16 protein-coding genes are annotated in these 17619 nt (G+C 70.5%); 7 read left to right on the plus strand and 9 right to left on the minus strand.

Annotated elements, in window-relative coordinates; genetic code table 11:
- Window positions 1-15 precede the first annotated feature (15 nt).
- The 4 genes from ABTU92_RS06515 to ABTU92_RS06530 all read right to left on the minus strand — a co-directional run bounded on the left by ABTU92_RS06515 (window position 16) and on the right by ABTU92_RS06530 (window position 3208).
- Window positions 16-834: a hypothetical protein gene (locus ABTU92_RS06515; RefSeq protein WP_408088826.1), complete on the minus strand. Its 819-nt coding sequence runs from the start codon at window positions 832-834 to the stop codon at window positions 16-18.
- Window positions 835-1148: 314 nt separating this feature from the next.
- On the minus strand, window positions 1149-1529 hold the full coding sequence (locus tag ABTU92_RS06520) for a hypothetical protein (RefSeq protein WP_408088828.1): 381 nt from the start codon (window positions 1527-1529) through the stop codon (window positions 1149-1151).
- A 197-nt stretch (window positions 1530-1726) separates the two neighbouring features.
- Window positions 1727-2635, minus strand: a complete 909-nt coding sequence (locus tag ABTU92_RS06525) for an SDR family oxidoreductase (protein WP_408088830.1) — start codon at window positions 2633-2635, stop codon at window positions 1727-1729.
- Between the two features lie 78 nt (window positions 2636-2713).
- Complete coding sequence (locus ABTU92_RS06530) at window positions 2714-3208, minus strand: hypothetical protein (RefSeq protein WP_408088832.1); 495 nt, start codon at window positions 3206-3208, stop codon at window positions 2714-2716.
- Between the two features lie 254 nt (window positions 3209-3462).
- Between ABTU92_RS06530 and ABTU92_RS06535 the strand changes: the two genes are divergently transcribed.
- Window positions 3463-4218 carry a TIGR02206 family membrane protein gene (locus ABTU92_RS06535; protein WP_408088834.1) on the plus strand — a complete coding sequence of 252 codons (756 nt, stop codon included), beginning with the start codon at window positions 3463-3465 and terminating at the stop codon, window positions 4216-4218.
- 222 nt (window positions 4219-4440) lie between these two features.
- On the plus strand, window positions 4441-5805 hold the full coding sequence (gene rimO / locus ABTU92_RS06540) for a 30S ribosomal protein S12 methylthiotransferase RimO (protein WP_408088836.1): 1365 nt from the start codon (window positions 4441-4443) through the stop codon (window positions 5803-5805).
- Between the two features lie 137 nt (window positions 5806-5942).
- Here rimO and ABTU92_RS06545 read toward each other — a convergent pair whose 3' ends face one another.
- Window positions 5943-6833 (minus strand): 2-dehydropantoate 2-reductase, encoded by an 891-nt coding sequence (locus ABTU92_RS06545; protein WP_408088838.1) that lies wholly within the window; start codon window positions 6831-6833, stop codon window positions 5943-5945.
- Window positions 6833-8125, minus strand: coding sequence for an adenosylmethionine--8-amino-7-oxononanoate transaminase (locus ABTU92_RS06550; RefSeq protein ID WP_408088930.1), 1293 nt, complete (start codon window positions 8123-8125; stop codon window positions 6833-6835). The genes ABTU92_RS06545 and ABTU92_RS06550 overlap by 1 nt, the downstream gene beginning before the upstream one ends.
- Window positions 8126-8329: 204 nt before the next feature.
- On the opposite strand from ABTU92_RS06550, the gene bioF reads away from it, so the two are divergent.
- The 3 genes from bioF to ABTU92_RS06565 all read left to right on the plus strand — a co-directional run bounded on the left by bioF (window position 8330) and on the right by ABTU92_RS06565 (window position 11455).
- The gene (gene bioF, locus ABTU92_RS06555; protein ID WP_408088840.1) at window positions 8330-9490 is read left to right on the plus strand and encodes an 8-amino-7-oxononanoate synthase; all 1161 of its coding nucleotides are present in this window, start codon (window positions 8330-8332) and stop codon (window positions 9488-9490) included.
- A complete protein-coding gene (gene bioD, locus ABTU92_RS06560) occupies window positions 9487-10170 on the plus strand; it encodes a dethiobiotin synthase (RefSeq protein ID WP_408088842.1) in 684 nt (227 codons plus the stop codon). The genes bioF and bioD overlap by 4 nt, the downstream gene beginning before the upstream one ends.
- 157 nt (window positions 10171-10327) lie before the next feature.
- Window positions 10328-11455 (plus strand): SbmA/BacA-like family transporter, encoded by a 1128-nt coding sequence (locus ABTU92_RS06565; RefSeq protein ID WP_408088844.1) that lies wholly within the window; start codon window positions 10328-10330, stop codon window positions 11453-11455.
- A gap of 13 nt (window positions 11456-11468) precedes the next feature.
- On the opposite strand, the gene glk is transcribed toward ABTU92_RS06565, so the two are convergent.
- Together glk and ABTU92_RS06575 are read right to left on the minus strand one after the other, a co-directional pair.
- Window positions 11469-12422: a glucokinase gene (gene glk / locus ABTU92_RS06570; protein ID WP_408088846.1), complete on the minus strand. Its 954-nt coding sequence runs from the start codon at window positions 12420-12422 to the stop codon at window positions 11469-11471.
- Between the two features lie 19 nt (window positions 12423-12441).
- On the minus strand, window positions 12442-13806 hold the full coding sequence (locus ABTU92_RS06575) for a GH1 family beta-glucosidase (RefSeq protein WP_408088848.1): 1365 nt from the start codon (window positions 13804-13806) through the stop codon (window positions 12442-12444).
- A gap of 370 nt (window positions 13807-14176) precedes the next feature.
- Between ABTU92_RS06575 and ABTU92_RS06580 the strand changes: the two genes are divergently transcribed.
- Both ABTU92_RS06580 and ABTU92_RS06585 read left to right on the plus strand, forming a co-directional pair.
- Window positions 14177-15466 (plus strand): alpha-glucosidase/alpha-galactosidase, encoded by a 1290-nt coding sequence (locus ABTU92_RS06580; protein ID WP_408088850.1) that lies wholly within the window; start codon window positions 14177-14179, stop codon window positions 15464-15466.
- 133 nt (window positions 15467-15599) lie between these two features.
- Window positions 15600-16127, plus strand: a complete 528-nt coding sequence (locus ABTU92_RS06585) for a CBS domain-containing protein (protein WP_408088852.1) — start codon at window positions 15600-15602, stop codon at window positions 16125-16127.
- Window positions 16128-16268: 141 nt separating this feature from the next.
- On the opposite strand, the gene glgA is transcribed toward ABTU92_RS06585, so the two are convergent.
- Window positions 16269-17513, minus strand: coding sequence for a glycogen synthase (glgA, locus tag ABTU92_RS06590; RefSeq protein ID WP_408088854.1), 1245 nt, complete (start codon window positions 17511-17513; stop codon window positions 16269-16271).
- Between the last annotated feature and the right edge of the window lie 106 nt (window positions 17514-17619).

The following is a 17619-nucleotide window of genomic DNA, read 5'->3' on the forward strand; positions in this document are numbered from 1 at the left end:
GGCTCGGGGTCCATTTCAGGTGGTAGAGCCGGTCTGCGCCCAGGCGACGAGGCCCTGGCGGGTCGTCGAGGTCACGGTCCCGGTGTTCGTCAGCTGGGCGTGGCCGTGATAGTCGATGACCCGGATGCCGGCCTTGTAGGCGGAGACCGTGCCGCTGTTGGTGACCGACACGGTGACGGGATTCATCGCGGTGTTGTTGAAGCCGCCGTCGGCGTAGATGCCCCAGTCGTCGTTCGAGGTGACGCGACCCGAATTGGTGATCGTGACGGCGCCGAGATTGGTCGTCGCCGTGATGCCCGGGGCGCCGGCGCCCGACGACGTGATGGTCGCGGCGTTGTCGATCGAGATGTTTCCGGACGTGTCGTTGCGCATCCACACGGCGCCGAAGCCGCCGACCGACGTGATGGTGACGCCGGAACCGAGCGTCACGGCGATGTCGTGGTTCGCCGCGTTGGTCTGCGAGTAGACGGCGCTGTAGCTCGGATTGCTGATCGTCGTCGTGCCGCCGATGGTCAGCGTGTGGCTGGTCGGAGTGGTCATGCCGGACGGCGCCATGTCGACGCCGACCGTCGTCATGTCGGTGATCAGGAGCGAGGTCGCGCCCGCGCCGGTGCGCAGGCTGACGAAGCTCGCGTCGCACTGGCTCGACAGCGGCGCCACGTCGCTGGTGATCGTGCAGCCGGCCTGCGCCGGCGTCGCCACCGCACCGACCAGCGCGACTTGCAGGGCGGCGAGCGCGACCCCGCTCGCGAGGACGTCACGCGTCCGGACGCGGAGCCGGCGGGCGGAGGCGGACCACGGGGCGACGGCGGGCAGAGTCCGGACGTGGCGCACGGATGGAGTCCTTCGGCAGGTCGGGGGGCGACGGCATCGCGGGCGAACGATCGAGGCGAGCCGGGATAGTCGACGGCGGCCGAAGGACCGGCAATCCGGGGGGCGGGTTAATTCTTTGGTAAGGAAGGATAGACTTTCGGGGGTGTGTCGGCGCCGCCACACGGAACGATCGGCAGCGCCACCGAGACGCTGTCGCATGAACAGAGATCTACCTTTGGTTGCGCCGGAAACGACCGCGGCGGCCGGAGCTGCCTCCGACCGCCGCGTGGAACGCGAATCTGTCGCGGCCGATTCGCGGCCGCGGAGTGCTTGGGCTAGCCCCGACGCTCGGCCGTCCAGGTGCCGGCGCAGGCGCCGCCCGACCACTTGCCGGTGCCGGCCTCGCCCGAGAGGCGGCCCTGGCCGGTCGCGCTCTTGCCGGCGTAGCTCAGCCGGACCACCAGCTTGCCGTCGCGGGCGACCTTGCCGGAGATGTCGAACGACGTGCTGCCCGCGTTGATCAGGCTGCCGTCGTCGTTGATGCGGATCGGATACCGGTAGGCGCGGTCGCAGTCGCCCTGCTCCGTCACCACCACCACGCTCCACACCCCGTCGAAGCCGGTCCTCGCGTCGGCCGGAACCGGGGTCGCCAGAACGGCGCCGATGGACCCAGCCGCGAGCGCCGCCACGGCGCAACGAACGAAAGCAGTCGTCATGTGTCGATGTCTCCCCTCGAAACGATCCGGTGCGCGAGATCGGGTGCGCGACCATGCGCGAAATCAGTGAAAAGCTCGTTGCATTCCACCGATCGTTCCCCCGTTCCGTCGGACGAGCTAACGACAAGGTTCAGCAATGGTTCCCGCGATCGCGGGACGAAATTAACCATTCCGGGCCGGATGGCCCCTCGGGGCGGTCACAACCCTGTGAGGCCCGCGAGTGCCACGCTCGCGTCCCACAGGCGGCGCGCCGCCGCGTCGTCCTGGGCGGCGGCCGAGGGATCGGTGATCCGGCTGCGCACGACGTAGGCACCGCTCGTCGACGAAAACTCAGGTGCGGTGGTGACATGGATCGAGGTCTTCGCACCCTGCTCGAGCGACAGGGCGAACAGCTTGGCGATCCGGATGCCGAGACCCCAGAGGCCGCGGTTGTTGTCCCCGATGCGCGTCGCGACGAAGCCGGGGTGCAGGCAGTTCGCGGTGATGCTGGTCATGCCCTTGTCCGCGAGGCGGCGGGCGAGCTCGCGGGTGAACAGGATGTTGGCGAGCTTGGAGCGGCGGTAGGCCGGCCAACCGGAATAGCCGCGCTCCCCCTGCAGGTCGTCGAAGTCGAGCGTGACGCCCTTGTGGGCCTCGGAGGCGACGTTGACGATCCGGACCGGGCCGGAGCGCCGAAGCGTGTCGATCAGGCCGAGGGTCAGCACCACATAGGCCATGTGGTTGAGGGCGAAGGTGCGCTCGAGCCCCTCGGCCGTCACCTCGCGGCGGGCGAACATGCCGCCGGCATTGTTCAGGAGCACGTCGATGCGCGGCAGCGCCGACAGCCGGGCGGCGAGCGCCTTCACCTCGGCGATGGACGAGAGGTCGGCATAGTCGGCCTCGGCGATCGCGCCCGGCACCTCGCGCCTCAGGCGCGCCAGCGCGGCGTCGCCGCGCGTCCGGTCACGCCCGACCAGGACGAGCCCGGCGCCCCGCCGCGCCAGCGCGATCGCGGTCTCGAGCCCGATCCCGCCGGTCGCGCCGGTGATCACGAACGTCTTGCCGAGCAGGTCGCGGGCGTCTGCCGTTTCCGTGCCGCCCCGCTCCGCCAGTGCTCGCTCCGTCATGCCCCGCTCCCGTGTCGCTCCACGCGACCGGGACATGACGGGTTCCGGCACGGCCGGCAAGCCCGGCGACGAACGGCCCTACCGGCGGCCCTTCCGGCTCTTGCGGGGCGAGCCCATCAGGCCCTGCATGGAGCGCCAGTCCATGGCGCTGACCATGCCCATCATGGCGCCCATGTCCATGCCGCCCATTCCCATGCCGCCCATTCCCATGCCGCCGAACCCGCCCGAGGAGAAGCCCCCACCCCCGAACCCGCCGTCGCCGCCACCGCCGTCCATCATGTTCGCCATCATCGGGCCGAAGGTCTGCATGAGCTGGGCGTAGCGCTTCTTGCCCATGCGCTGCTTCATCATCTCCAGCATGGGCGCCATCTGGCTCGCCATCTGCTCGCCGCCGAAGCCGCCCATTCCGCCACCCGTCCCGCCGAAGCCCATCATCTGGGCGTTGGCGGGGGCCGGCACGGCGGCCACCAGGAGCGCGGCCGCGGCCGCCCCCGACATCCCGGCCGCGCGGAGCGCGCCCAGCCGCCTCGAAAGACCACGACCCGAAGCACCACCCGTCGAATGGTCACGCATGCGAAGTCCTCCTCGGACGGCGAGTGCCGTCGCCTGCAGGCGTTGCGCCCCCCGAACGGATCCCCGTTCGGTCCTCGGTGCGCCCGGCCGGGCGGAGGGTTCACGCCGAAGGCCGGGAAATCGCCGCGGCGCGTCGCGGGCTTCTGCGGACGGCCGTTCATGGCGCGGCGAATGCTGCCTTATTCGTGCAATCTCCGGACCGCACAATTCGGTGAAGGCGCGCGACTCGGGCGCGCCGTCGCGGGAGGGGATCCATGCTGGCCAGCGCCACCGGTCTGCTCGACGGGGTATCGTTCGAGACTTTCACGCCGTTCGGCATCCTGCATGTCGTCTCGGTGCTGGGCTGCTTCGCGGCAATCGCGATCCTGGTGCTGGTCGCGCGACGGCTCACGGAACCGGCCGAGATGCGCCTGCGCACCGGCCTCGCCGTGTTCGCCTTCCTGGTCTGGGGCATCTACAACGTCGCCTGGAACTGGGGCGGCGTCGATGTCGCCTCGGGCTTGCCGCTGCACATCTGCGACGTCGGCGGGATCATCGCGCCGCTCGCGCTCGTCTCACAGAAGCGGTTCCTGCGGGCGACGCTCTATTTCTGGGCCTTCGCGCTGACCACCCAGGCCTTCATCCAGCCGACCCTCGTCCAGGGCCCCGCCTCGCCGCTGTTCTGGTGCTTCTGGATCGCCCACACGATCATTTTCGGCTATGCCATCTACGACATCGCCGTGCTCGGCTTCCGGCCCGACTGGAGTGACTTTCGCCGCGCCGCCGTGTTCACGATCGGCTATGTCGGCGCCGTGTTCGTGCTCAACATCGCGCTGGGCTCCAACTACGCCTATGTGGGCGATCCGGCCGACACCAAGCTGATCCCGCCCTTCGTCGCCATGCTCGGGCCGTGGCCGGCCCGCGTGCTGGTGATGACGGCGCTGGCCGGCCTCGGCTTCCTGCTGGTGTTCCTGCCCTGGCGTTTTTTCGGAAAGCCTTCGGCCGAGACGGCCGAGCCGGAGGCGGCGTGAGCGAGTCCCCGGATCGCTGAACTGGTCATTCCGGGGCGTGGACCGACAGGTCCGCGAACCCGGAATCCATACGCCCGGTATCCGTGGCTCACGAAAGACCCGGGCTATAGAGTCCGGGCTGGGCCCTGCGGGCCGCCCCGGAACGACGGGAACATCCGCTTCCCAAGCGCCGCCCGTTGCTCTAGGAAGCGGCCCTTCCGCAACCCGAAGGCCCCCGCTCCGATGCCGATCTCCGCCACGCCAGCGCCCGACCACCCGTCCGGAGAGCCGGGCGTCGTGCGAAAAGTCAGCTACGTGTCGCTCGGCTGCCCGAAGGCGCTGGTCGATTCCGAGCGCATCATCACGCGGCTGCGGGCCGAGGGCTACGAGCTGACCCGCACGCATGCCGGCGCCGACCTGGTGCTGGTGAACACCTGCGGGTTCCTCGACAGCGCCAAGGCGGAGTCGCTCGCCGCCATCGGCGAGGCGATGGCCGAGAACGGCAAGGTGGTGGTGACCGGCTGCATGGGCGCCGAGCCCGACGCGATCACCGAGAGATTTCCGAACGTGCTCGCGGTGACGGGTCCGCAGCAATACGAGAGCGTGATGGAGGCCGTGCACCGCGCCGCCCCGCCCGCGCACGCGCCGTTCGTCGATCTGGTGCCGCCGCAGGGCATCAAGCTGACGCCGCGCCACTACGCCTATCTGAAGATTTCCGAGGGCTGCAACAACCGCTGCAGCTTCTGCATCATCCCGAAGCTGCGCGGCGACCTCGTCTCGCGCCCGGCCGCCGACGTTCTCCGCGAGGCCGAGAAGCTGGTCGCGGCCGGCGTCAAGGAGCTGCTGGTGATCTCGCAGGACACCTCGGCCTACGGGGTGGATCTGAAATACGCGACCAGCGTCTGGCGCGACCGCGAGGTGCGGGCGAAGTTCCTCGATCTCGCGAGCGCGCTCGGCGAGCTCGGCGTATGGGTGCGCCTCCACTACGTCTACCCCTACCCGCATGTCGACGAGGTGATCCCGCTGATGGCGGAGGGCCGCGTGCTGCCCTATCTCGACATTCCGTTCCAGCACGGCGCCACCTCGGTGCTGCAGCGCATGCGCCGCCCCGGCGCGCAGGAGAAGACGCTTCAGCGCATCGCGCGCTGGCGCGAGCTGTGCCCCGACACCGCGCTGCGCTCGACCTTCATCGTCGGCTTCCCGGGCGAGACCGACGAAGAATTCGAGGAGCTGCTCGCCTGGCTCGACGAGGCGTCGCTCGATCGCGTCGGCTGCTTCAAGTACGAGCCCGTGAAGGGCGCCCCTGCGAACGACCTCGGCGGCGCCGTGTCGGACGCCGTGAAGGAGGAGCGCTGGCACCGCTTCATGCAGCGCCAGCAGGCGATCTCGGCGCGTCGCCTGAAGCGCAAGGTCGGCACCCGCCAGCAGGTGATCATCGACGCGGTCGAGGGCGGCATCGCCCGCGGCCGCAGCAAGGCCGACGCGCCCGAGATCGACGGCAGCGTGCACGTCGTCTCGCGCCGCCCGCTGCGCGTCGGCGAGATCGCCACCGTCAAGATCGAGCGCGCCGACGCCTACGACCTGCACGGGACGGCGGTCGGGTTCTGACGGCTTTCGGTCGTTCCGGGGCGGCGCGCGAGCGCCGAGCCCGGAACCCATACGCCCTGTCTATCGTGAGCCACTGATACCGGGGATATGGATTCCGGACTCGCGGACCTGACGGTCCGCGTCCCGGAATGACGGCATCAAGCTCCCTCCAGCGCCCGCAGCAGCGTCAGGATCGCGCGGTTGAACGGGACGGCGATGCCGTGGCGCTCCGCCGTGCGGACCACGGCGCCGGTGATGAACTCGTGCTCCATCGGCCGGCCGGCGAGGCGGTCGTAGAGCATCGACGTGCCGGTGGTCGGATTGTAGGTCTTGTGGAGATGCAGCGTGTGGGCGACGTCGGCGGCGCCGATTTTTGCTCCTTCCGCCTGTCCGACCGCCACGGCTTCCGCGATCAGCGTCTCGCCGAGCGCCGCCACGTCCGCATCCTGGAAGATGCCGATGCGGCGCAGCGTCAGCGCCGTGATCGGATTGGCCGCCACATTGGTCAACACCTTGCGCCACACCGCCGAGACGAAATCGGGCTCCTGATGAACGGCGATGCCGGAGTCTTTCATCAGCTCCGCGAAGGCCGCGCCCGGTGTGCCCTCCGGCACGGTGATCCGCCCCTCGGTGTGCAGCCTGATATGCCCGGGGGCGAGGCGCTCGACGCCCGAGTAGATCAGCGCCGGCAGCACGGTCGCGGCGCCGACGAAGGACGCCACGCGCTCGGCATGGCCGATGCCGTTCTGCACCACGACGACGGTCGTCGCGTCCCCTACGAGCGCGCGCAGCCACGACCCGGCCGCCGCCGTGTCCTGCGACTTCACGGCGAGCAGCACCCAGGGCACCGGCGCGACGTCGTCGGGCGACGTGGCGATGCGCACCGGCACGGTGTCGCCGCGCCCGCCGCGCTCGACCACCAGCGCATCGAACGGCGTGCGCACGCACAGCATCACGTCGTGACCGGCGTCACACAGATGCGCGCATAGCAAGCCACCGATCGCGCCGCCGCCGATCACGGCGACGCGCACCGCCTCTTCCCTCACCATCACCTCGATCCCAGCACGTTCACGATCGCTCCGGTCAGCCTGGACAAGTCGTCCTCGCCGATCGTGAAGGCCGGCGTGAGATAGACGATTTTTCCGAACGGCCGCACATAGACGCCTTCCTCCACGAACCGCGCCTTCAGGGCCGGGATGTCGATCGCGTCGAGCTCGACCACGCCGATCGCGCCGCGCACCCGCACGTCGACGACCCCCGGCAGATCACGGCATGGGGCAAGCTGTGCCGACAGCTGGGCCTCGATCGCCTTCACTTGATCGAGCCGCGGCTCGCGCTCGAACAGATCGAGCGAGGCATTGGCCGCCGCGCAGGCCAGCGGGTTGCCCATGAAGGTCGGCCCGTGCATCAGCGCCGCCATCGGGTCGTCGGACCAGAAGGCCTGGAACACCCGCTCGCTCGCCACCGTGGCCGCCAGTGGTAGCGTGCCGCCCGACAGCGCCTTGCCCAGCGTCACGATGTCCGGCACCACGCCGGCGCCGCCCTGCCCGGCCGGCGCGCAGGCGAACATCGCGCCGGTGCGGCCGAAGCCGGTGAACACCTCGTCGAAGATCAACAGCGTGCCGTGCTGGTCGGCGAGCGCGCGCAGGCGCGCCAGCACGGCGGCGTCGTGGAACAGCATGCCGCCGGCGCCCTGCACCAGCGGCTCGACCAGAATCCCGGCGATCTCCTCGGCACGCTCGCCGAGCAGCCGATCGAGCGCCGCGGTCGTCGCCTCGTCGCGCGGCAGGTCGGTGATCAGGTGCTCGGGCAGAAGTCCCTTGAACAGCCGGTGCATGCCGTCGTCCGGGTCGCACACCGCCATGGTGGCCGTGGTGTCGCCGTGATAGCCGCCCCGGAAGGCGACGAATTTCGTCCGGCCGCGGACGCCGGAGTTGATCCAGAACTGGACCGCCATCTTCATCGCGACCTCGACGGCGACCGAACCCGAGTCGGTGAAGAACACGCGCCCGAGATCGCCGGGCAGCAGCGTGGCGAGCCGCGTCGCCAACTGCGCCGCCGGCTCGTGCAGGAGCCCGCCCAGCATCACGTGCGGCATCGTGTCGAGCTGGCGGGCGACCGTCATGCGGATATGCGGATGATTGTAACCGTGGCAGGCCGTCCACCACGAAGCGACGCCGTCGACCAACTCGCGGCCGTCGGCCAGCACGATGCGGCTGCCGCGTGTCGCGGCGACCGGCAGCGGCGGCGTCGCGGTCTTCATCTGCGCATAGGGAAGCCACACCCGATCACGACCGCGTGTCCACCAGGATGGCGGCTCTGCGACCCCGGCATGACCCATTTCGCCTTTGCGAACAGCATCATGCAGGCCGTGCATGGCGTGTCCCTCGGCATCGTCGGTTGCTCTTGTCATCGCGGGCGGCCACCCTTGCGGTTCGGCCGGCGGGACGACCGGCCCGGCCGACGGTCCAGTACCGTACCGCGATCCGAGGCGAAACCCGCTTTCGTCGCGGCGTTCGGCCTTCGCTTCCGAGACCCTGATTCGATGACCTCCCTCGATGCCTTCGCCACCGCCAAGCTGGACGCCCTCGCGGCGCAGAGCCTGCGGCGTGATCTCGTCCATACGGCCCGCGCGGCCGGCACGGTCGTGGAGCGTGGCGGCCGCCGCTTTCTGTCCTTCTCCTGCAACGACTATCTGAACCTCTCGCATCATCCGGCCGTACTGGCGGCGGCGCGCGAGGCGATCGACCGCTACGGCATCGGCTCCGGCGCGTCGCGGCTGGTCACCGGCAACCATCCGCTCTACGGCGCGCTGGAGGACCGCCTCGCCCGGCTGAAGGGCGCCGAGGCGGCTTGCGTGTTCGGCTCCGGCTATCTCACCAACACGGGCGTCATCCCGGCGCTGGCGGGGCGCGGCGACCTGATCGTCGTCGACGAGTGGGCGCATGCCTGCATCATGGCGGGCAGCCGGATGAGCGGCGCCGCCGTGCATGTCTTCCGCCACAACGACGTCGCCCATGCGGACGAGCTGCTGACGACGCACCGCGCCGCTCACCGGCACGCGCTGCTGCTCACCGACGGCGTGTTCTCGATGGACGGGGATCTCGCGCCGCTGCCGGCGCTCGGCCGACTCGCGCGTGCCCACGACGCCTGGCTGATGGCCGACGACGCCCACGGCATCGGCGTCCTCGGGGGCGGCCGCGGCTCCAGCTACGCCTTCGACGAGCCCGCCGACGTCCCGCTGCAGATGGGCACGCTGTCGAAGGCGATCGGCGGCTATGGCGGCTATCTGTGCGCGTCGCGCCCCGTCGTCGAGCTGATGAAGAGCCGCGCCCGCACGCTCGTCTACTCGACCGGGCTGCCGCCGCCCGTGGTCGCCGCCGCGATCGCGGCGCTCGACCTGATCGCCGCCGATCCGGGCCTCGCGGAAGGCCCTATTGCCAAGGCGCGACTGTTCACCCGGCGGGTCGGGCTACCGGACCCCCAGAGTCCGATCGTGCCGGTGCTGGTCGGCGAGGCGGAGGCGGCGCTCGCCGCCTCGCGCATGCTCGCCGAGGAGGGATACCTGGTGGTGGCGATCCGGCCGCCGACCGTGCCGGCCGGCACGGCCCGGCTGCGGCTGACCTTCACGCCTGCCCACCCGGACCACGATGTCGAGCGTCTCGCGGATCTCGTCCGCGAGCGCGTATTGGGGAACGTGTCATGACTGTCGTCTTCGTCAGCGCCACCGGAACCGAGGTGGGCAAGACGTTCGTATCCCGCGGACTGATCAAGGCCCTCCAGGCGAAGGGCCGCACCGTCGAGGCGCTGAAGCCGGTGCAGAGCGGCTACGACCCGCGCGAGGCCGACGGCAGCGACGCTGGCCTGCTGGTCGCCGCCACCGGCCTGGAGCCGACCGAGGACTCCATCGCGGCCGTCGCGCCGTGGCGGTTCGAGGCGCCGCTGTCGCCGCACCTCGCCGCCCGCCGGGAAGGCCGCAGCATCGACGCCGACGCCGTGATCGCCTTCTGCCGCGAGCGAATCGCCGCGCGGAAGGACGTGATGCTGATCGAAGGGGTCGGCGGCATCATGGCGCCGCTCGATAGCTCCCGCACCGTTCTCGACCTGATGGTCGCGGTCGGCGCTCCCGTGGTGCTGGTGGTCGGCAGCTATCTCGGCACGATCAGCCACACGCTGACGGCGCTCGAGGTGCTGCGGCAACGCGGCCTGTCGATCTCGGCGATCGTGGTCAGCCAGACCGACGACGGCACGGTCGTTCCGCTCGACGACACGATCGGGGCGCTCGCGGCCTTCGGCAAGGGCCTGCCGGTGCTCGCCGTGCCGCGGCTGCCGCCGGAGAGCCCGCCCGAGCATCCGGTGTTCGGCGCGCTCGCCGCGCTGTTGTGAGGCGCAGGCCGGTCGAACGCGGCCGGCCGGCGGACACGTTCGCCGGCGCATCCCGGATCGACCGAACTTGATCTCCGTCCGTCGGGGCGTATGCCTGGACGAGGCGCATCGTGTGCGGCGGACCGGTCCGCCGCAGGCCGGCGCGAGGCGAGGTCGCATGACGCAGCCGCACGCAGCGGACGTCCGGCATCGGCACCTGTTCGGGCGATACTGGCGAAGCGCGTCCGGCTTCTGGACGGAGCGGTCGGCGCGGGTGAGCTGGCCGCTGACCCTCGGGCTCGTCTGCATCGTGCTGTCGCAGATCGCGGTGCAGTACCAGCTCAACTACTGGAACCGCGACTTCTTCAACGCCCTCGAGCGCCGCGACTCGGCGGCGCTGTGGACCCAGGTCGGCTGGTTCGTGCCCCTCGCGATCCTCAGCGTCAGCCTGTCGATCACATCAGTGTGGGGGCGGATGACCACACAGCGCAAGTGGCGCGAGTGGCTGACCCGGCACCTGCTGGCGCTGTGGCTCGACGAGCGCCGCTACCAGCGGCTCGGCTCGGTCGACGGCGAGCACCAGAACGCCGAGTACCGCATCTCCTTCGACGCCCGCATCGCCACCGACGCGCCGGTCGACATGGCGATCGGTCTCCTGAACGCCGTGGTGACGGCGCTGGTGTTCATCAACGTGCTGTGGACGGTGGGCGGCGACTTCCGCTTCCAGGTCGCCGGCCACACGCTGACCATCCACGCCTATCTGGTCGTCGCGGCGGTCGTCTACACGCTGGTGTTCACCACCGCGATGGCCTTCGTCGGCCGCAATCTCACGGCGGTGATCCAGGCCGAGAACCAGGCCGAGGCGGAGCTGCGCGCCGCCACCAACGAGATCCGCGAGCTCGGCGAGCGCGTCCCGCCCGCCGAGGTCGCGCTCGCCGACCTGCAGGGCGTGCGCCTCGCGCTGGCCCAGGTGCTGCTGCGCTGGCGCCAGCTCTGCTGGCAACTGATGGGCACCACCATGGTGTCGCAGACCGACATCCTCCTGGCGCCGGTGGCGGCCTGGATCATGTGCGCCCCGAAGTTCCTGTCCGGCGAGATGTCGCTCGGCGAGCTCACCCAGGCCTCCGCCGCCTTCGTCTCGGTGCAGCTCGCCTTCAACTGGTTCGTCGACAACTACCACCGGGTCGCCGAATGGCGCTCCTCGGTGAACCGCGTCGCCACCCTGCTGCACGCCCTTGACGACGCCGACGGCGTGCCGGAGCCGACGCGCGCCCCGATGCCGGAACCGGACCATGTGGTGATCTGAGCGGAGTCGACCCTCACGCCCGAACCCGTGCGGCGACCGCCTGCAGGCCGAGAAAGGCGACGTCGGGATGAGTGATCACGGCGGTCGGAATGTCGGCCAGGTACGCCTGGAAGCGGCCCTTCGCCTCGAAGCGGGCGCGGAACTCGGATGCGGCGAAGGCCGCGCCGAGCCGCGGCACGATCCCGCCGGCGACGAAGACGCCGCCGCGCGCCCGGAACATCAGCGCGACATCGCCGGCGACGCTGCCCAGCATGGCGCAGAACATCGCGACGGCGTCGCGGCAGACCGGGCATGTCCCCTCGCCCGCCAGCCGGCTGATCTCGGCCGCCTTCCGCGCGGGCACGACGATGCCGTCGACGGACGCGATGGCGGCATGGAGCGCCTCGAGCCCGGGTCCGGAAATCGCCCGCTCGTTGGAGACGTGGCCGAAGCGGCGGCGCAGCACTGCGACGATCGCCGCCTCGCGATCGGTGGTCGCGGCGAGGCTCGCGTGGCCGCCCTCGGTCGGCACCACGACCGGACCGGCGGGACCGGGCACCAAGGCCGCGACGCCGAGCCCGGTGCCGGGGCCGAGCACCGCCCGTGGTCCGCCCGGCACCGCCGTGCCGGCCCCGACCGGCCGCACATCCTCGGGTCCGAGTGCGGTCAGGGCCCACGCCACCGCCTCGAAGTCGTTGACCAGAACGACGTACTCGATCCCGAAGGCGGCGCGCAGCTCGGCCGCCTCGATCACCCAGGGGCTGTTGGTGAAGCGGACCGTTTCGCCCTCCACGGGCGCCGCGACGGCGAGCACGGCCGCGGTCGCCCGGATGCCCGGCGCCTCGGCCCGGAGGAACGTCGCGACGGCGTCCTTCGGTGACGGATACTCGGCCACCGCCAGATGACGGATCGCCCCGAGGCGGTCCGTCAGCAGGGCGAAACGGGCATTGGTCCCGCCGATGTCGGCGAGCAGCACGGCACGCGTCACGATCCTGTCCCGCCTCTCGTCATCGCATCGCGGCGGACGGCGAGGCCGTCCCCCGGATCAGGTCGGCATACCAGCGATAGGACGCCTTCGGGATGCGCTTGCCGGTCGCGTAGTCGACATGGACGATTCCGAAGCGCTGGCTGTACCCCGAGCTCCACTCGAAGTTGTCGAGCAGCGACCAGACGAAGTAGCCCCGCACGTCGGCGCCGGCAGCCCGCGCCTCGTTCATCGCGCCGATATAGGCGTCGAGGAACGCGATGCGGTCCGGATCGTTCACCTCGCCCTTGTCGTCGACGACGTCCGGGTTCGATCGTCCGTTCTCCAGCACGTAGATCGGCAGCCGGTATCGTTTCGACAGGTCGATCAGCGTGTCGCGGAACCCGTCCGGCTCGATCGGCCAGCCGAAGCTGGTGCGCGGCACGCTGTCGGGCGCGGCGCCCCAGCCGACCCCGATCGGGTTATCGTCGGACGCCCGCATGTAGAGCGGCGAATAGTGGTTGAGGCCGAACCAGTCGATCGGCCGGCAGATCCGCGCGATGTCGCCGGCCGCGATCCACGGCTCCATCAGATCGGCGATCAGCGCCGGATAGTGGCCGAGGAGTTGCGGATCCGCGAAGGCGCCGTTCCAGTAGGCGTCGAAGAGCGCCGCCGCCTTCACGTCCTCGGGCGTCGGCGTCGCCGCCCGGCACGGCTGGACGTTGTGGACGATGCCGAGCGATGCGTCCTTCACCAGCGCGCGCAGCACGTCGATGGCGCCGCCGTGCGCCAGATTCACGTGATGGATCGCCCGGTGGAACATGTTGCGGTCGGCGATGCCGGGCGCCTGCCCGCCCATCACGAAGCCGAACAGCGTGAACACCGAGGACTCGTTGAAGGTCGCGAAGCGCTTCACCCGGTCGCCGGTGCGGCGCGCGATCAGGGCCGCGTAGTCGGCGAACCAGAAGGCGCAGTCGCGATTCGCCCAGCCGCCGAGATCGCCGAGCGCCTGCGGCAGATCCCAGTGATAGAGGCACAGCCACGGCTCGATGCCGGCCTCGAGCAGCGCGTCGATCAGCCGGTCGTAGAAGGCGAGGCCCGCCTCGTTGACGGCGCCGCGCCCCTTCGGCTGCACGCGCGGCCAGGCGACCGAGAACCGATAGGCACCGACGCCGAGCGCCTTCATCAGCGCGACGTCCTCGGCATAGCGATGGTAGTGGTCGCAGGCGACGTCGCCGGTGTCGTTGTCGACGATGCGGCCGGGCTGGTGGCTGTAGGTGTCCCAGATGCTCGGTCCCTTGCCGTCCTCGAACGCGGCGCCTTCGATCTGATAGCTCGAGGTGGACACGCCCCACAGGAACGGGACGTCGGATGCGGCGGCGGCCGTCGCGGGCGCGCGCGTGCTCATGATTGTCCTTCCCTTCGCAGTGTTGCCTGCGCGGGCGCGCCCGGGCAGGCGTCACGACTCGCGAACGCTACGCCGCCGGCGTTTCCGATGTGTTGATAGTGGTCAAGCAGCCCCCGGTCGCGACGCGGCGACGCGACGGGCCGCACCCGCGGGGCCGTCGCGGCGGCGGCATCGGAGCAGCCCTTACGGAACTTAGCGGAGTGCGCCGCGGATCCGATCGGCAGACACTCGCGTCGCGGACCGCCGCTCCGAACGACGCTGGCCCGTCCTTTTCTCCCGCGCGGCGCGTGCGTTCGCGAACGCCGCGTCGCGTGCGGGCCCGCTCCCTTCTCGCACGCCGATCGCGCGACGGTCCGGCGTCGAGGTGGTCATGCGCACATCAACCAAGATCGTCTTCATCGGGGCCGGCAGCATGTCGTTCGGCCTCACGCTGTTCCGCGATCTCTTCTTCTCCGAGGATCTCGCCGGCGCCACCGTCGTGCTGGTCGACACCGACGCGGCCGCGCTCGACCGCATGGCGGCGATCGGCCGCCTGCTCGCCGACAAGGCCCGCGTCGCCGTGACGATCGAGACGACCACGGACCGGCGCGCCGCGCTGCCCGGCGCCGACTTCGTGCTCAACGCCACGGCGATCGACCGGATGCGGCTGTGGCGGCACGACTACGAGGTGCCGAAGCGGCACGGCATCCGCCAGACGCTCGGCGAGAACGGCGGCCCCGGCGGCCTGTTCTTCACGCTGCGCACGCTGCCGATGGTCTTCGACTTCGCCCGCGACATCGAGGACCTCTGCCCGGACGCGCTGTTCATCAACCTGTCGAACCCCGAGAGCCGGATCGTCATGGCGCTCGGCAAGTACACGAAGGTGCGGGTGCTCGGCCTGTGCGAGGGCATCTTCGGCGCGCGCAGCCAGGTCGCCCGCATCCTCGACCGGCCGGCCGAGACGATCGACGTCTGGGGCGCCGGGCTCAACCACTTCCAATGGCTGATGGCGATCCGCGACCGCGAGACCGGTGCCGATCTCTACCCGGTGCTGCGCGAAAAGGAGGCGACGCACGATCCGGCCTTCATCCCGCTCGACCGCGCGCTGTTCCGCGCCTTCGGCCTGTGGCCGACTTGCGGCGACGGCCACACCGGCGAGTTTTTGCCGTACGGCTGGGAGGCGGACGGCGGCGACGACACGGGCTACGACTTCGATGGCGACCTGCGGACGCGGGCCGAGTTCCGCGCCAGCGTCGACGCCGTGCTGGCCGGCACGGCCGCGGTGCCGGACTGGTGGACCATGCCGTCGGGGGAGCGCGGCGCCGCCGTGATCGCCGCCGTCGCCCACAACGAGAAGCGCTTCATCGAGTCGGGGGTCGTCTACAACCGCGGCGTGATCCCCAATTTGCCGGCCGACCTCGCCGTCGAGGTGCCGATCGTGGCGGACGCCGCCGGCATTCATCCGGTGTCGCTCGGCCCCCTGCCCGATCCGATCGCCAAGCTGCTCGCCGTGCAGGCCGGCGTGCAGCAGCTCGCCGTCGAGGCGGCGGTGCGCGGCTCCAGGGAGCTCGCGCTCGAAGCCCTGCTGATCGACCCGGTGGTCGCCTCGACCACGGCGGCACGCGCCGTGCTCGACGAGTTGTGGGAGATCAACAAGCCCTACATCCGGCCCTGCCTATGATCGCAGGCCGGCCATCGCCGGCATTGTCTCGACGACCGTGGACGGGTTGGACTAGGGTGGACGGGCACGACGCCGCGGGCCGAGGAGTCGGCGCGGCCGGGATCGGAGAGGTCCGGTGCGGGTCAGGGATTTCATGTCGTCCCCTGTGGTCACGATCGGGCCGGACCGGCCGCTCTGCGAGGCCGCCCGGCTCATGCTCGATCACCGCGTCAGCGGCCTGCCCGTGGTCGACGCCGGCGGCCGGCTGATCGGCATCGTCAGCGAGCGCGACCTGCTGCGCCGCCGCTCGAACGGCGATCCGCCGCGACGACCGCACTGGCTGCAGCTGATGACCGAGCGCAGCGCGCTCGAGCAGGAGCCCGAGCGGTTCCAGAGGCTCACGGTCGGCGACGTGATGACGACCGATCTCGTCACGGTCGGCGAGAGCACGCCGCTGGAGGAGGCCGGCCGGCTCCTGGAGAGCCGCCGCATCAAGCGGCTGCCGGTGGTGCGCGGCCAGCGCGTGGTGGGCGTGATCTCCCGCGCCGACCTGCTGCGCGCCTTGCCCCGCGCCATCGGCAAGGCCGAGGCGGCGTCCAAGCACGACCCGTCGATGACCGACGAGCGGCTGATCGAGCTCGAGCGCCAGTACTGGCTGCAGCGCACCCGCGGGCCGAAGTGAGACCTCCGATCCGGTCATTCCGGGGCGCCGCGCAGCGGCGAGCCCGGAATCCATAAGCCCGGCGGTAGTGGCTCATCAGAGACCGGGGACATGGGTCCCGGGCTCGGCGCTGACGGGCCGACCCGGGACGACAGAGGCCCCCTACTGGCTCGTCGCCTTGCGGTTGGCGCGGAGCTGCAGATAGAGGTCGTAGGTCTTCTTCGCGACGCTGCGCCAGGAGTAGTTCTGCTCGACGCGGGCGCGGCCGGCTTCCGCCATGCGGGCGCGCAGCGCCGGATCGCGGGCGATGCGGTTGACGCCGTCGGCGAGACCGCGCTCGAAGCGTGCCGGCGCCATCGGATCGTGCGGCGGCTCGGGCGACAGGTTCGGGTCGACCAGGATGCCGGTGACATCGTCGACCACCACCTCCTTGATGCCACCGACCGCGCTGCCGACCACCGGCGTGCCGCAGGCCATGGCCTCCAGGTTGATGATGCCGAAGGGCTCGTAGATCGACGGGCAGCAGAACACCGTCGCGTGCGAGTAGAGCGCGATGGTGTCGGCGCGCGGCAGCATCTTGGAGAGCCAGATCACGCCTTCGCGGTTCTTCTGCAGCTCGGCGACGATCTCCTCGGTCTCGCGCTGCAGCGCGAGCGTGTCGGCGTCGCCGGCGCACAGCACCACCTGCAGCGACGGATCGAGCTGCGGGATCGCCTGGAGCAGATAATAGAGGCCCTTCTGCCGGGTGATGCGGCCGACGAACAGCACATAGGGGCGATCCGGATCGACGCCGAGGCGGGTGAGCACCTCGGGCGCGTGGATCTTCTTGTACTCGTCCGTGTCGATGCCGTTCGGGATGATGTGGACGCGCTCGGCCGGCACGTCGAACAGCCGCAGGATGTCCTCCTGGGTGCTCTTCGACACCGCGATCACGGCGTCGGCGGTCTCCAGCGCGTTCCTCTCGATCCAGCGCGAGAGATCGTAGCCGTGGCCGAGCTGATCACGCTTCCACGGCCGCAGCGGCTCCAGCGAATGAACCGTGATCACCATCGGGATGTTGTAGAGGATCTTCGCCAGCAGACCGGAGAAGTGCGTGTACCAGGTGTGGCAGTGGATGATCTCGACATTGCCCTCGAGCTCGTTGCCGATCCCCTGCCCCATGAAGGCCAGGCAGGTCGAGAGGGCCTTGAGCGGCGACACGTAGGTCTGCGGGCAGCCGGCGAACAGCGTGGTGTCGACCTTGATGCCGCGGACGTGGAGCTGGCCGTCGTCCAGCGTCTGATCGTGGAAGGTGCGCACCTCCACGGGTGTCAGCTTGGCCAGCTCGCGCGACAGGTACTCCACATGCACGCCGGCGCCGCCGTAGACATAAGGCGGGTATTCGTTGGTGGTGAGCAGGACTCGCATCGGAACGATACTCCCCGTCGCGCGAAGCGACTTGAACAGGCCCGGACCGCTCGTCTGGCTCGGGTCATTCCGGGGCGCGCGTCCGCGCGAACCCGGAATCCAGCCA

Origin of the sequence: Rhodoplanes sp. SY1 (assembly GCF_046000175.1) — a bacterium.
GTDB lineage: Bacteria > Pseudomonadota > Alphaproteobacteria > Rhizobiales > Xanthobacteraceae > Rhodoplanes.

What these genes read in the sequence shown, in the direction of transcription:
- ABTU92_RS06520 (WP_408088828.1), bottom strand. Translation starts at nt 1,529, where the DNA reads ATGACGACTGCTTTCGTTCGTTGCGCCGTGGCGGCGCTCGCGGCTGGG.
- ABTU92_RS06525 (WP_408088830.1), bottom strand. Translation starts at nt 2,635, where the DNA reads ATGACGGAGCGAGCACTGGCGGAGCGGGGCGGCACGGAAACGGCAGAC.
- ABTU92_RS06530 (WP_408088832.1), bottom strand. Translation starts at nt 3,208, where the DNA reads ATGCGTGACCATTCGACGGGTGGTGCTTCGGGTCGTGGTCTTTCGAGG.
- ABTU92_RS06535 (WP_408088834.1), top strand. Translation starts at nt 3,463, where the DNA reads ATGCTGGCCAGCGCCACCGGTCTGCTCGACGGGGTATCGTTCGAGACT.
- rimO (WP_408088836.1), top strand. Translation starts at nt 4,441, where the DNA reads ATGCCGATCTCCGCCACGCCAGCGCCCGACCACCCGTCCGGAGAGCCG.
- ABTU92_RS06545 (WP_408088838.1), bottom strand. Translation starts at nt 6,833, where the DNA reads ATGGTGAGGGAAGAGGCGGTGCGCGTCGCCGTGATCGGCGGCGGCGCG.
- ABTU92_RS06550 (WP_408088930.1), bottom strand. Translation starts at nt 8,125, where the DNA reads ATGGGTCATGCCGGGGTCGCAGAGCCGCCATCCTGGTGGACACGCGGT.
- bioF (WP_408088840.1), top strand. Translation starts at nt 8,330, where the DNA reads ATGACCTCCCTCGATGCCTTCGCCACCGCCAAGCTGGACGCCCTCGCG.
- bioD (WP_408088842.1), top strand. Translation starts at nt 9,487, where the DNA reads ATGACTGTCGTCTTCGTCAGCGCCACCGGAACCGAGGTGGGCAAGACG.
- ABTU92_RS06565 (WP_408088844.1), top strand. Translation starts at nt 10,328, where the DNA reads ATGACGCAGCCGCACGCAGCGGACGTCCGGCATCGGCACCTGTTCGGG.
- ABTU92_RS06575 (WP_408088848.1), bottom strand. Translation starts at nt 13,806, where the DNA reads ATGAGCACGCGCGCGCCCGCGACGGCCGCCGCCGCATCCGACGTCCCG.
- ABTU92_RS06580 (WP_408088850.1), top strand. Translation starts at nt 14,177, where the DNA reads ATGCGCACATCAACCAAGATCGTCTTCATCGGGGCCGGCAGCATGTCG.
- ABTU92_RS06585 (WP_408088852.1), top strand. Translation starts at nt 15,600, where the DNA reads ATGTCGTCCCCTGTGGTCACGATCGGGCCGGACCGGCCGCTCTGCGAG.
- glgA (WP_408088854.1), bottom strand. Translation starts at nt 17,513, where the DNA reads ATGCGAGTCCTGCTCACCACCAACGAATACCCGCCTTATGTCTACGGC.